The sequence below is a fragment of the Methylobacterium sp. GC_Met_2 genome (genome assembly GCF_026540795.1).
Taxonomy (GTDB): Bacteria; Pseudomonadota; Alphaproteobacteria; order Rhizobiales; family Beijerinckiaceae; genus Methylobacterium.
Genome location: NZ_JALNUM010000017.1, coordinates 14,205 through 25,655, shown reverse-complemented (window position 1 = coordinate 25,655; position 11,451 = coordinate 14,205). Strand labels below are relative to the sequence as shown.

The 11,451-nt window shown below is 68.5% G+C and carries 12 protein-coding genes and 1 pseudogene; 4 read left to right on the top strand and 9 right to left on the bottom strand.

Annotation, left to right across the window (positions count from 1 at the left end; translation table 11 throughout):
- Positions 1 to 24: 24 nt before the first annotated feature.
- From OXS49_RS08820 to OXS49_RS08810, 3 genes and pseudogenes are all read right to left on the bottom strand, one after another.
- Positions 25 to 246, bottom strand: a pseudogene (locus OXS49_RS08820) (L,D-transpeptidase); the annotation flags it as partial.
- Between the two features lie 28 nt (positions 247 to 274).
- Positions 275 to 1,624: an alpha-glucosidase/alpha-galactosidase gene (locus OXS49_RS08815; protein WP_267423571.1), complete on the bottom strand. Its 1,350-nt coding sequence runs from the start codon at positions 1,622 to 1,624 to the stop codon at positions 275 to 277.
- A gap of 9 nt (positions 1,625 to 1,633) precedes the next feature.
- Positions 1,634 to 1,957: a hypothetical protein gene (locus tag OXS49_RS08810; RefSeq protein WP_267423569.1), complete on the bottom strand. Its 324-nt coding sequence runs from the start codon at positions 1,955 to 1,957 to the stop codon at positions 1,634 to 1,636.
- Positions 1,958 to 2,162: 205 nt separating this feature from the next.
- Here OXS49_RS08810 and OXS49_RS08805 point away from each other — a divergent pair, with 205 nt between their 5' ends.
- Positions 2,163 to 3,194: a LacI family DNA-binding transcriptional regulator gene (locus tag OXS49_RS08805; protein ID WP_267423567.1), complete on the top strand. Its 1,032-nt coding sequence runs from the start codon at positions 2,163 to 2,165 to the stop codon at positions 3,192 to 3,194.
- A gap of 57 nt (positions 3,195 to 3,251) precedes the next feature.
- Here the strand turns inward: OXS49_RS08805 and OXS49_RS08800 are convergent, their stop codons facing one another.
- Positions 3,252 to 3,875, bottom strand: a complete 624-nt coding sequence (locus tag OXS49_RS08800; RefSeq protein WP_267423565.1) for a hypothetical protein — start codon at positions 3,873 to 3,875, stop codon at positions 3,252 to 3,254.
- A 276-nt stretch (positions 3,876 to 4,151) separates the two neighbouring features.
- On the opposite strand from OXS49_RS08800, the gene OXS49_RS08795 reads away from it, so the two are divergent.
- On the top strand, positions 4,152 to 4,295 hold the full coding sequence (locus tag OXS49_RS08795) for a hypothetical protein (RefSeq protein ID WP_243918813.1): 144 nt from the start codon (positions 4,152 to 4,154) through the stop codon (positions 4,293 to 4,295).
- Positions 4,296 to 4,298: 3 nt separating this feature from the next.
- Here the strand turns inward: OXS49_RS08795 and OXS49_RS08790 are convergent, their stop codons facing one another.
- Both OXS49_RS08790 and OXS49_RS08785 read right to left on the bottom strand, forming a co-directional pair.
- A complete protein-coding gene (locus OXS49_RS08790) occupies positions 4,299 to 4,994 on the bottom strand; it encodes a gamma-glutamylcyclotransferase (RefSeq protein ID WP_267423563.1) in 696 nt (231 codons plus the stop codon).
- Positions 4,995 to 5,013: 19 nt separating this feature from the next.
- Positions 5,014 to 5,412: a hypothetical protein gene (locus tag OXS49_RS08785; protein ID WP_267423561.1), complete on the bottom strand. Its 399-nt coding sequence runs from the start codon at positions 5,410 to 5,412 to the stop codon at positions 5,014 to 5,016.
- 126 nt (positions 5,413 to 5,538) lie between these two features.
- Between OXS49_RS08785 and recO the strand changes: the two genes are divergently transcribed.
- Both recO and parC read left to right on the top strand, forming a co-directional pair.
- Complete coding sequence (gene recO / locus OXS49_RS08780; RefSeq protein ID WP_244006594.1) at positions 5,539 to 6,258, top strand: DNA repair protein RecO; 720 nt, start codon at positions 5,539 to 5,541, stop codon at positions 6,256 to 6,258.
- Between the two features lie 109 nt (positions 6,259 to 6,367).
- Positions 6,368 to 8,614: a DNA topoisomerase IV subunit A gene (gene parC, locus OXS49_RS08775; RefSeq protein WP_244006592.1), complete on the top strand. Its 2,247-nt coding sequence runs from the start codon at positions 6,368 to 6,370 to the stop codon at positions 8,612 to 8,614.
- A 273-nt stretch (positions 8,615 to 8,887) separates the two neighbouring features.
- On the opposite strand, the gene OXS49_RS08770 is transcribed toward parC, so the two are convergent.
- The 3 genes from OXS49_RS08770 to gltA form a co-directional block, all read right to left on the bottom strand.
- Complete coding sequence (locus OXS49_RS08770; protein WP_267423560.1) at positions 8,888 to 9,136, bottom strand: amino acid transporter protein; 249 nt, start codon at positions 9,134 to 9,136, stop codon at positions 8,888 to 8,890.
- Between the two features lie 72 nt (positions 9,137 to 9,208).
- On the bottom strand, positions 9,209 to 10,075 hold the full coding sequence (locus tag OXS49_RS08765) for an AlkA N-terminal domain-containing protein (RefSeq protein ID WP_267423653.1): 867 nt from the start codon (positions 10,073 to 10,075) through the stop codon (positions 9,209 to 9,211).
- An 80-nt stretch (positions 10,076 to 10,155) separates the two neighbouring features.
- Complete coding sequence (gene gltA, locus OXS49_RS08760; protein WP_244006590.1) at positions 10,156 to 11,445, bottom strand: citrate synthase; 1,290 nt, start codon at positions 11,443 to 11,445, stop codon at positions 10,156 to 10,158.
- Positions 11,446 to 11,451: the final 6 nt, after the last annotated feature.

The window sequence follows — 11,451 nt, the reverse complement described above, 5'->3', positions numbered from 1 at the left end:
GCTGCCTAAACCGGGTGGTACCCGTCAACGCGACCGCCTTTCTGGCACCACCCACGTACCCATCGGCACCCGCGCGTACAGGTCGATGATGTCTTGGTTCAGGAAGCGCACGCAGCCCAAGGACATCAGCGTGCCGATCGTGTACGGCTCCGTGGTGCCGTGCAGGCGGTAGAGCGTGTCGCGCCCGTCGCGGTAGAGGTAGAGCGTCCGCGGCCCGAGCGGCTTGCAGGCGCCACCCGGCACGCCGCAGACCCCGGGTTCAAATGCCTGACGGTCAGGCGCGGGCCCAGTCCGGCAGCCACGCGCCGTGGGCGTCCGTCAACTGGTCGACGAGGCTCCAGATCTGGTCGAGGTCGAGTTCGGCCGCGGTGTGGGGATCCATCATCGCGGCGTGATAAATGTGCTGGCGGTTTTCCGTCATCAGCGCCTTCACGGTCAGTTCCTGCACGTTGATGTTGGTGCGGATCAGCGCCGTGAGCTGGACCGGGAGCGCCCCGACATGGGTCGGCTGGATGCCGTTGGCGTCCACGAGGCAGGGCACCTCGACCGCGCAGGAATCGGGCAGCGAGGTGATGCAACCGTCGTTGCGCAGGTTGCCGTAGATTACCGCAGGCTCGCCGGTCCAGACCGCGTTCATGATCGACGAAGCGTATTCGTGGCTCGGCTTCACCGCGATCGTGCCGTCACCGGTGAGGTCCTTCGACTGCTCCTTCCACTGGGCGATCTGCTCGATGCAGCGCTTCGGGTACTCGTCCAGCGGGATGCCGTATGTCTCGATCAGGTCCTCGCGCCCGTTCTTGATGAACCACGGCGTGTATTCGGCGAAATGCTCCGAACTCTCGGTGACGAAGTAGCCGAGCCGCGCGAACATCTCGTAGCGCACTGTGTTCGGGCAGCGGGGATTCCAGCTCGACGGTTTCGGGATGCGACCGGCGCGGTAGCCGTCGAGAAGATCGGGATACAGGTCGCGGAAGGAGCCGTCCGGCATCCGGCGCTCGAACTTCAGATAGAACGCCATGTGGTTGATCCCCGCCGTGCGGTAGCGCAATTCGGCGACGGGGATGTCGAGGTCGCGCGCCAGCTCCTCGGCGGTGTGCTGCACCGAGTGGCACAGGCCGACCTGCCGGATCTGCGGGAATTTTTCCGTAATCGCCCAGGTGTTGATCGCCATCGGGTTGACGTACTGTAGCAGGATCGCCTCGGGGCAGACCTCCACCATGTCGGCGCAGATCGCCCAGAGCTGCGGCACCGTGCGCAGGCCCCGCATGATGCCTCCGACGCCGAGCGTATCGGCGATGGTCTGGCGCAGGCCGAACCGCTTCGGGATCTCGAAGTCGGTGACCGTGCAGGGCTCGTAGCCGCCGATCTGGAACGCCACGACGACGAAATCCGCGCCCGCTAACGAGGCGCGCCGGTCGCCATAGGTCTCGATCGTGGCGCGGGCGTCGAGGGCGCGCACCAGCTTGCCGGCGACGATCGCGCTCTCCGCGAGGCGTTCAGCGTCGATATCCATCAGGGCGATGATCGCGTCCTTGAAGGCCGGGCGATGCAGCACATCGCCGATGATGTTCTTCATGAAGACGGTCGAGCCGGCTCCGATGAACGTAATCTTGGGGCGTCGCATGGGAGTCTTTCAGGCCTCGGTCGGAGAAGGGGAGGGACAGGCGCCTCCCTCAGGGGGGGCGATGCCCATCGCGCGCAGCCAGACGGTGCGCGTGACATCCGCCGAATGCCGGGATTTCACATCCACCGGCCGCCGCGCGTCATGGTCGAGGCCGATGGTGCTCGGCGCCTGCATCATGGTCCAGCCGGTCGGACCGATTGCGCCCGCGCGGAGCGAGGGCAGGCGGTGGAACAGCGGAGAGCCCAGAAGAGCGGGGACGACGGCGAGGAGGCCGATGAAAGCCTCCCTTTGCCGCTGCTGCATCGGTGAAACCGATCGCGTCGTCCCCGCCATGCCAACCACCCCCCAGAGGTTCGCACTGACACGTGCCAGCTTGCGCTAGGACGCTTGCTAACACGTGTTAGCTATGTTTCACCACGCTGAATATGTGTTGTCAACGGGCTGCCCGAGACCTAATCGCGTACCGGCCGAACCGAAGGATCTACGCCGGGCCAATTGAAGGTCATGGCCTCCCCGGGCCGATCAGCGGAGGCGACGGATGCCGACGAAACGCGTCACCAGCCACGATGTGGCGCGCCAGGCCGGCGTCTCACGGGCAACAGTTTCCCTCGTTCTCAACCGCTCCGAGAGCATCGTCATCGCGAAGGAGACGCGGGAGCGGGTGCTGCGGGCGGCGGACGAACTCGGCTATAAGCCGAACTCGGCCGCGCGCATGCTGGTCAGCGGCCAAAGCGAGACGATCGGCCTGATCGTCTCCGATCCTTCCATCCTCTTGGTGGATCAGTTCGTGACCCAGGTGCTCTACGGGGTCGAGAAGGCCAATCGGCAGCTCGGGCTGCATGTACTCGTGGAGGGCCTGGAGAGCGGCGGCCCGACGAGCACCTACGACGATCTGGTGGAGTCCCGGCGGATCGACGGCCTGATCGTGCTTAATCCAAGAGCTGGGGACACGGCGCTCGTCTCCCTGATCGAGAAGGATTTTCCGCTCGTCCTCGTCGGTTCCGTCCGTCACCCGCGCGAAGTGGCGGTGACCTTCGCAACACGCCCCGCGCTGATGAAGGCGGTGGATCACGTGGTGGGCCTCGGCCACCGACGCGTCGGCGCCATCACATTCTCGCCGCGCAGCTTCATCGCCACCGAAGCGCGCCTGGCCGCGCTGGAGGCCGGCCTGCGCGTCCAGGGGCTGGCGCTGGATGCGGACGCGATCGAGGTCGGGGATTTCAGTCCGGAGAGCGGTCACCGCGCGGGCCTCGCGCTGCTGAGCCGGCGTCCGGACGTGACCGCGATCTTCGCCGGCAACGACACGATCGCGATCGGCGTGCTCAGCGCAGCGCATGCCCTCGGCCGCACTGTGCCCCAGGATCTGTCCCTGGTCGGCTTCGACGACCTGCCCTTCGCCCCCTGGCTGACGCCCGCGCTCACGACCATCCGCACAGATGGCGTGCACCAGGGTCAGATCGCGACGCAGATGCTGTTCGAGCGGCTGAACGGACGCAGCCCGGCCGTCCCACGGGTCCGGCTGGAACCGGATTTCATCGTCCGCGCTTCGACGGGGTCCGCCAAGCCCTGATCACCGCTTTGGCGGACTCACAAACCTCGGATGGCCGTCCCGCACGACGCCGAGCTGTCAGAACGGCGCCGCGAGGCACCCGCCGAGGGCACCCTTCAGCGCGGCGGCGTCGCTCTCCGAAGGCGCGAAGGTCGCCGTCAAGGCCGGGTCGCCGGAACGCGGGCTCGCCTGGGTCCACGTGAGCTTGGCCTCGGGTTGCGCAAGCGCCAGCGCGATTCCACGCAGCGGATCCTCGCCGCGGCGGGCCCCGGTCACCGTCAGGGCGAAGCCCGCATCTGCGCCGGTCGCCGCGCCCTGGGCCGGCATGCGCACGGAACGCACGCTGCCGGCGCCGGCCACCAAGATCCCGGTGAGCGGCGTTTCGCTGCCGGAGCCTTCGAGCCCGGCGAAATCGAAGCGCGGCGCCAGCTCGGCGAAGCGCGGCACGGTCAGAGCCGCCGACAAGCCGGTGCCACCCGGATCGCAGGCGACGTGCAGGGTCACCGACCTCTGTTCCGTCCCCAGGTCGGCGGCACCGGTGAGGTCCACGCTGCCTCCCGGTGCCCGGCTGACGCCGTTCAGCAGGGGGGTCCGCCCGGTGAGGATGTCGGACAGCCTCTCGCCGCGGCGCAACGGTCCCGCGAGGAGGGCCACGGCCGCGATGATCACGATCGCCAAGCCCACGCCGATCCGAAGCCGCATCCTGTCCTCGCCTGTGGAGATCTCAGGCCGGCGGCATAGCGCATCGCCCCGGAAACCGGAACCGGACCGTTCTGCTAGGACCCTGATCCGCTTCGCGTTTTGCCCGATGGTCGACGCCGCCTTTTGGTCTGCGGCTTCTGACGACCGAGCCCAGGCCGCAACGTTCTGTTCACCATGATGGCGCGAACTGCGCGGCATCGGCATCCGCGTGCGTTGCGGCAACTCCGTAAAAACCGATCGATCCTATGCACCGATGCTCAAGCTTGAGCCTCATGAATGCGTACGAAGATCCTGCTCGTTCTGACGCTGTTGGTCTACGTCACCACCGGCCGCGCCCCCGGCATCCGGGAGCCGCGCAACCCGGATGCGGAGCATGCGGGCGGTCGGGTCGCCCTCGTGATGAAGCGCGCCTGGGCCTGAGCCTCACGCCGCAGGGACGCCGGCCCTGAGCCGCGCAGCCACCAGCGCCTGCAGGCTCCAGAGGTGCCGGTCTCGGATGCCGAGGCGCTCGCAGGCTTCCACGGTCCGGAACAGGTACTCGGCGCTCGGCCCCTTATGGCCGCAGGCAACCGCGATCTTTTCGGCGATCTCGGGATCCGACAGGCGGCCGGCGTAACGGTCGCTGGCGCGGTTCGCCAGGAACGTCAGGGCCGAGACGGTCCCTGCCTCGGTGGCGACCGGCAGCCAGCGGGCGACGTAGCCCCGGCCGCGCATCTCCCGGCGCCAGACCGGCATCAGCGCCTCGCGGATCTCCGAATTGGGCAGGCGGAACACGATGCCCCGGCACAGGCCGCCGCGGTCGAGCGCCAGGACGACGCCCGGCCGCTCCGGTGTCCCGCGGAAGCGCCGCTGCAGCAGGCAGAAGCGGCGGTGGAAGCCGCGGACCGTCCCGATCCGGCGCTCGGCCACTGGGAATTCCGGATTCCACATCAGCGAGCCATAGGCGAACACCCAGACTGCATTGCCCTCGCAGCCGGCGACGATCGCGTCCAGGCCTGGCCCCAGCTCCGCATCCGAAAGCACCGCGAGGGCGCTCGGGTCGTCAAGCACCGGGACGGAATGGGCGCGGGCGATCAGATCGAGGCTGAGGTCGAGGGTGCGGGAATCCCGGGACGGCATCGCCCTCAACGCGGCGGCCTCAGCGCTTGTTGCCCAGGGTGTCGAGTTCGGGGAAGGGGCGGGTGCGGTGCCCGGTGCAGACCTCGTCGTCGTCGAGCACCGTGAGCCGGTCGTCCGCGTAGCGCAACACCACCTTCGGCTTCTCGGGCTTGCCGAAGGTCCGGCCGTACATGTGACCCGACACGCAATAGATCACTTGGCCGCCATCCTCGATCGGCCCGGCGATGCGACTGCCCTCGAACCGGACCGGCAGCAGCGAGACCGAACCGAAATCGACCTGCTTGAGCGCCAGGGCAGCAATCCGCTGGAGGAGGGCCGGGGAGGGCGCGTCCTCCACGGCGGCCGACTTGCGCGCGGCAGCCTGCGCCCCGGCGGCGGTAAGGAGAAACACGATGGCGAGGGCGGCACGAAGCGGCATCGGCGACTGCTATCCGGCCAAGGCTGCCCCAGGCTGGACAGCGCGCGGGCAGCGCCGGACGTCGCGAAGGCCTATATGCGGGGATCCCGCACCCCGCGCCCCTCCCAACCCCCGACGCGACCTTCGATGCAATGGACCGACGACGCCCTGGTGCTCGGCCTGCGCCGGCACGGGGAGAGCAGCGTCATCCTTGAGGCGATGACCGAGACCCACGGGCGCCACCTCGGCCTCGTGCATGGCGGACGTTCGCGCCGGATGCAGCCGGTGCTTCAGCCCGGCAACCGCGTCCGTCTGACGTGGCGCGCGCGCCTCGAAGAGGGCCTTGGCGCCTTCGCGGTGGAGCCCCTCGACTCGCAGGTCTCACGGCTGATCGGATCGAGCCTTGCCCTCTACGGCATCGGCCACCTGGCGGCTTTGCTGCGGTTGCTCCCGGAGCGCGACCCGCATCCGGAGCTCTACGAGGCGGCGGGGATCCTCGTGGAGCACCTTGACGATCCCGCTATCGCCCCGCCCCTGATGGTGCGCTTCGAGCTGGCGATCCTATCGGAACTCGGCTTCGGCCTCGATCTCACCGCCTGCGCGGCCACCGGCGGCAACGACGCCCTAGCGTACGTCTCGCCGAAGAGCGGCCGGGCGGTCAGCGCCTCGGCGGGCGAGCCGTTTCGCGACCGCCTGCTGGTGCTCCCGACCTTCCTGCACGCAGGCGGTTCCCCCGGCCCGGACGGCGTTGCACAAGGGTTCACCTTGACGGGATACTTCCTAGACCGGCACGTCTGGGGTCCGCGCGGTCTCGCAGCCCCCGAAGAGCGGACGCGATTCGTTGCGCTCGGCCGCGAGGCCGGCTAGTGTTCGTGTTCTGTTCCAGATTTTCGCGGCCTTCGATTCGGGTTGTCGGCGCTGTTGCGCGGCCCCCGGCTGATGGGCCGCGGTGAAGACGTTGAATTGAGGAGCCGTCATGGGCCAGCCCTTCGAGCCGCCGTCCGGCGACGGGATCGAGAGCGTGGAGCTGAAATCCGCGCTGGAAGAGCGCTACCTCGCCTACGCGCTCTCAACGATCATGCACCGGGCCCTGCCGGATGCCCGCGACGGGTTGAAGCCCGTGCATCGGCGCATCCTGTACGGCATGCGGCTGCTCCGCCTCGACCCCAACACCGCGCATAAGAAGTGCGCCAAGATCGTTGGCGACGTGATGGGCGACTTCCACCCGCACGGCGACCAGGCGATCTACGACGCCCTGGTGCGGCTCTCCCAGGACTTTGCCCAGCGCTACCCGCTGGTCGACGGCCAGGGCAATTTCGGCAACATCGATGGCGATGGCCCGGCCGCCTACCGCTACACCGAGGCGCGGCTCACCGAGGTCGCGCGCCTCCTGCTCGATGGTATCGACGAGGACACGGTCGACTTCCGCCCCTCCTACAATGGCGAGAAGGACGAGCCGATCGTCCTACCGGCGGCCTTCCCGAACCTCCTGGCCAACGGCAGCCAGGGCATCGCGGTCGGCATGGCGACCTCGATCCCGCCGCACAACGCCGCCGAGCTGTGCGACGCGGCGCTCTACCTGATCAATCACCCCGAGGCGACCTCGGCGCATCTTGCCAAGTTCGTGCAGGGGCCGGACTTCCCGACCGGCGGCATCCTGGTCGATTCGGCGGAATCGATCGCCGAAGCGTACCGCACCGGCCGCGGCGCCTTCCGGGTCCGCGCCCGCTGGGCCAAGGAGGATCTCGGCCGCGGCACGTGGAACATCGTCGTCACCGAGATTCCCTACGGCATCCCGAAGGGCCGGCTGATCGAAAAGATGGCCGAGCTGCTGCAGGAGAAGAAGCTGCCGCTGCTCGCCGACGTGCGCGATGAATCGGCCGAAGACGTGCGCGTCGTGCTGGAGCCGCGCTCGCGCACGGTGGACCCGGTGATTCTGATGGAATCGCTGTTCCGGCTGACCGAGTTGGAGGCGCGGATCCCGCTCAACCTGAACGTGCTGGTCGGCGGTCTCGTGCCGAAGGTGATCGGGCTTACCGAATGTCTGCGGGAATGGGTCGATCACCGCCGCGTGGTGCTGCAGCGCCGCTCGCGCTACCGCCTCGGGCAGATCGACCGGCGCCTGGAGATCCTGGGCGGATTGCTGATCGTCTATCTCGACCTCGACGAGGTGATCCGCATCATCCGCGAGGAGGACGAGCCGAAGCCCGCCCTGATGGCCCGGTTCGAACTCACCGAGATCCAGGCCAATGCGATCCTCGACACCCGCCTGCGGTCCCTGCGCAAGCTGGAGGAGATGGAGCTGAAGCGCGAACTGGATGCCCTCACCGCCGAGAAGGCCGAGATCGACGCCCTGCTCGCCTCCGAGCCGGCGCAGTGGAAGGCGATCCAGGCGCAGATCCGCGCCGTGAAGAAGACCTTTGGCCCCGAGACCAAGCTGGGGAAGCGCCGAACGACGCTGGCGAGCCCGCCCGATGTCGGCGGCATCGACTTCACCGCGGCCCTGGTCGAGCGCGAGCCGATCACCGTGATCGTCTCGAACAAGGGCTGGATCCGGGCGCTCAAGGGCCACGTCGCCGACCTGTCGGGCGTGGCCTTCAAGGGCGACGATACCTTGAAGATCGCCTTCCCGACCGAGACGACCCAGAAGATCCTGCTGCTTGCCACCAACGGCAAGGTGTTCACCCTGGAGGCCTCGAAGCTACCGGGCGGGCGCGGCTTCGGCGATCCGGTGCGGCTGATGGCCGACCTCGACGACGGCACCGAGATCGTGGCGGCCCTGCCCTACCGGCCGGAGACCAAGCTGCTGATCGCGGGCTCGGACGGGCGCGGCTTCGTGGCGCCGTCAGACGCGCTCGTCGCTAACACCCGCAAGGGCAAGAGCGTGCTGGGCCTCGATGGCGACGCTACCGCGGCCGTGCTGGTGCCGGCGGATGGCGACCACGTGGCGGTGGTCAACACGGAAAAGCTGCTCCTGATCTTCCCGGTTTCCGAGGTGGCCGAACTCGCCCGCGGCAAGGGCGTCCGGCTCCAGCGCTGCCGCAGCGGCGGGCTGATTGACGCGCACGTGTTCAAGCTGGCGGATGGTCTACCCTGGCAGGACGGCTCGGCCGAAGGTCGCCTCGCCAACGCGACGGTGCTGGAGAAGTGGCTCGGTCACCGGGCGGAGGTGGGCCTGATGATGGCGCGCAGCTTCCCGAAGTTCGAGCGGTTCGGGCGGTGAGAGAGGGCGGGCGCGTTCCAGTTCGCCCCCCTCGTCTGAGGTGCCGGAGCATGGCGGAGGCCTCGAAAGAGGCCTCCAGCGAGCACCGCGGCTCCTGAAGCCATCCTTCGGGACGGCTCTGCCGCAGCTCAGAACGAGGGCGCGATTGGGCGTGGTTTCCGCGGTGCGGAGGCCCCTGTCCTCAATGCGCCCGCTGGGCGAGCCAGAGCGCACCGAAGGCCAGCACGCCGCCGCCGATCGGAACCGTGAGCAGGAGGAGAAGCTGGGCTGTCGTCATGGCCGGAGGTTCCGCAATGCGTACCTCACGGCCCAATGCATGGCGCCACTCATGATCCAGCAAACCACCATGGCGATGAGCACGGGCGCGAAGTGCGGACGATCCGAAAGGGCGGTCGAGACGAACGGCGCGAAACCGCCGACGGCGAAGATCGCGACAGCGAGGCCGTTGACGTAGGTCGCCGAGAACGTGATCCGCTCGATCGCCACGAGCGTGTCGCGCGCTTCGCTCTCCGCTTCCGACATCGAACCAGAGCCCCCGGCCGGCCGCAAGCTTAGCCGATACCGGCGACGCGGACTATGAGCCTGCCGGCCGCCTCACCACCCCTTCACGGTCGCCTCGTCGGCCGCCCAGAGGTGCTGTGCCGCGTAGGCCCGAAACGGGCGCCACGCCTCCGCCCGGGCCAGGAGCTCCGCCGGACTCGGCCGCCCGGTGCCGGTCTTCAGCGCCCGCAACAGCCCGACATCGCCCACCGGCAGGGCGTCGGGCAGCTTGAGCACCCGCATGGCGATATACTGCGCCGTCCAGGGACCGACCCCGCGGATCGCCGTGAAGCGGAGCACCGCGGCCTCCAGGGACTCGGCCGGGGCGAACAGGTCCGGGTCGGCCAGCGCCGCCGCGGCCAGCGCCCGGATCGCCGCGCCACGGGCCCGCGGCATGTTGAGCGCCAGGGCGACATCCGCCTCGACCAGATCCGCCGGCGCGGGAAAGACGTGGGTCAGGCCGCCCATCGGCTCCGCGAGCGGTGTGCCGAACGCCGCCACCAACTTGCCGGCGAGCCCAATCGCGGCCGCCACCGACACCTGCTGGCCGAGGATCGCACGACAGCCGGTCTCGAACGGGTCCCACGCCCCCGGCAGGCGCAATCCCGGCCGCGCGGCGACGAGCGGGGCCAGGACCGGATCCTCGGCGAGGCAGGTCGCGATGGCGCCGGGATCGGCGTCGCAGTCGAACAGGCGGCGCAGGCGCCCGCCGACAGATTCTGCGTGCCCGGCCTCGACGCCGCGCAGCGCGACGTGCAGGCCCTCCTCGCCGGGCGCCACCCTCAGGAGCCCGTGCCGCCCCGCGACGCTGATCGTGCGCGCGTAGGCCGCCGCGGGATCCGTCGTCTCGACGCCCGGGATCACCCGCTTGGCCAGGAACGCGCGGATCGCCGCCCAGTCGTAGGGCGGTCGATAGGACAGGCGGAGCGCGTTCGCCTCTGCAAATACGAAGGGCGGCCTCTCGGCCGCCCCGCTGGTTGCGTCCCGCGACAGGTCCCGCCTCAGCTGCGCTGATCGACCGCCACGTAGTCGCGCTGGGCCGGACCCACGTAGAGCTGGCGCGGGCGGCCGATCTTCTGCGACGGATCCTCGATCATCTCGGCCCACTGGGCGATCCAGCCGACCGTGCGGGCCACCGCGAACAGCACCGTGAACATGTCGGTCGGGAAGCCCATCGCCTTGAGGGTGATGCCGGAGTAGAAATCGATGTTCGGGTAGAGCTTCTTCTCGATGAAGTACTCGTCCTTGAGCGCGATCTGCTCCAGCTCCAGGGCGACGTGGAGCAGCGGATCGTCGGTCTTGCCGAGCTCCTTCAGCACCTGATGGGTGGTGCTCTGCATGATCCGGGCGCGCGGATCATAGTTCTTGTAGACCCGGTGGCCGAAGCCCATCAGCCGGAACGGGTCGTTCTTGTCCTTGGCCTTGGCAACGTACTTGCCGACGTTCTCCGGCGTGCCGATCTCCATCAGCATCTTGAGCGCGGCCTCGTTGGCACCGCCATGGGCCGGCCCCCACAGGCAGGCGACGCCGGCCGCGATACAGGCGAACGGGTTGGCACCCGAGGAGCCGGCGAGACGCACCGTCGAGGTCGAGGCGTTCTGCTCGTGGTCGGCATGCAGGATGAAGATCTTGTCGAGCGCCTTGGCGAAGACCGGGTTGACCTCATACTCTTCACACGGAACTGCGTAACACATCCGCAGGAAGTTCGAGGTGTAGTCGAGGTCGTTTTTCGGATACACGAAGGGCTGGCCGATCGAGTACTTGTAGGCCATCGCGGCGAGCGTCGGCATCTTGGCGATCATGCGGATCGACGCGATCAGCCGCTGGCTCTCGTCCGTAATGTCGGTCGAGTCGTGGTAGAAGGCCGAGAGGGCGCCGACCGAGGCCACCATCACGGCCATCGGGTGCGCGTCGCGGCGGAAGCCGGTGAAGAACCGGTTCATCTGGTCGTGCACCATGGTGTGGCGCGTGACCCGATACTCGAAATCGGCCCGCTGGCCGGCGGTCGGCAGGGCGCCGAACAGCATCAGGTAGCAGGTCTCGAGGAAGTCGCCCTTCTCGGCGAGCTGCTCGATCGGGTAGCCGCGGTAGAGCAGCACGCCCTCGTCGCCGTCGATGTAGGTGATCTTTGATTCGCAGCTCGCCGTCGAGGTGAAGCCCGGATCGAAGGTGAAGGCGCCGGTCTGGGCGTAGAGCTTGCCGATATCGATGACGTCCGGCCCGATCGTGCCGGTTTTCACCGGCAATTCGATCGACTTGCCATCCACGGTGATGGTGCTGGGTGCGCTCATGGATCG

Excerpts from the sequence above, each read along its gene's own strand:
- recO (WP_244006594.1), top strand. The coding sequence starts at position 5,539 with ATGCAATGGACCGACGACGCCCTGGTGCTCGGCCTGCGCCGGCACGGG.
- OXS49_RS08770 (WP_267423560.1), bottom strand. The coding sequence starts at position 9,136 with ATGTCGGAAGCGGAGAGCGAAGCGCGCGACACGCTCGTGGCGATCGAG.
- OXS49_RS08805 (WP_267423567.1), top strand. The coding sequence starts at position 2,163 with ATGCCGACGAAACGCGTCACCAGCCACGATGTGGCGCGCCAGGCCGGC.
- OXS49_RS08790 (WP_267423563.1), bottom strand. The coding sequence starts at position 4,994 with ATGCCGTCCCGGGATTCCCGCACCCTCGACCTCAGCCTCGATCTGATC.
- gltA (WP_244006590.1), bottom strand. The coding sequence starts at position 11,445 with ATGAGCGCACCCAGCACCATCACCGTGGATGGCAAGTCGATCGAATTG.
- parC (WP_244006592.1), top strand. The coding sequence starts at position 6,368 with ATGGGCCAGCCCTTCGAGCCGCCGTCCGGCGACGGGATCGAGAGCGTG.
- OXS49_RS08810 (WP_267423569.1), bottom strand. The coding sequence starts at position 1,957 with ATGGCGGGGACGACGCGATCGGTTTCACCGATGCAGCAGCGGCAAAGG.
- OXS49_RS08795 (WP_243918813.1), top strand. The coding sequence starts at position 4,152 with ATGCGTACGAAGATCCTGCTCGTTCTGACGCTGTTGGTCTACGTCACC.
- OXS49_RS08785 (WP_267423561.1), bottom strand. The coding sequence starts at position 5,412 with ATGCCGCTTCGTGCCGCCCTCGCCATCGTGTTTCTCCTTACCGCCGCC.
- OXS49_RS08800 (WP_267423565.1), bottom strand. The coding sequence starts at position 3,875 with ATGCGGCTTCGGATCGGCGTGGGCTTGGCGATCGTGATCATCGCGGCC.
- OXS49_RS08815 (WP_267423571.1), bottom strand. The coding sequence starts at position 1,624 with ATGCGACGCCCCAAGATTACGTTCATCGGAGCCGGCTCGACCGTCTTC.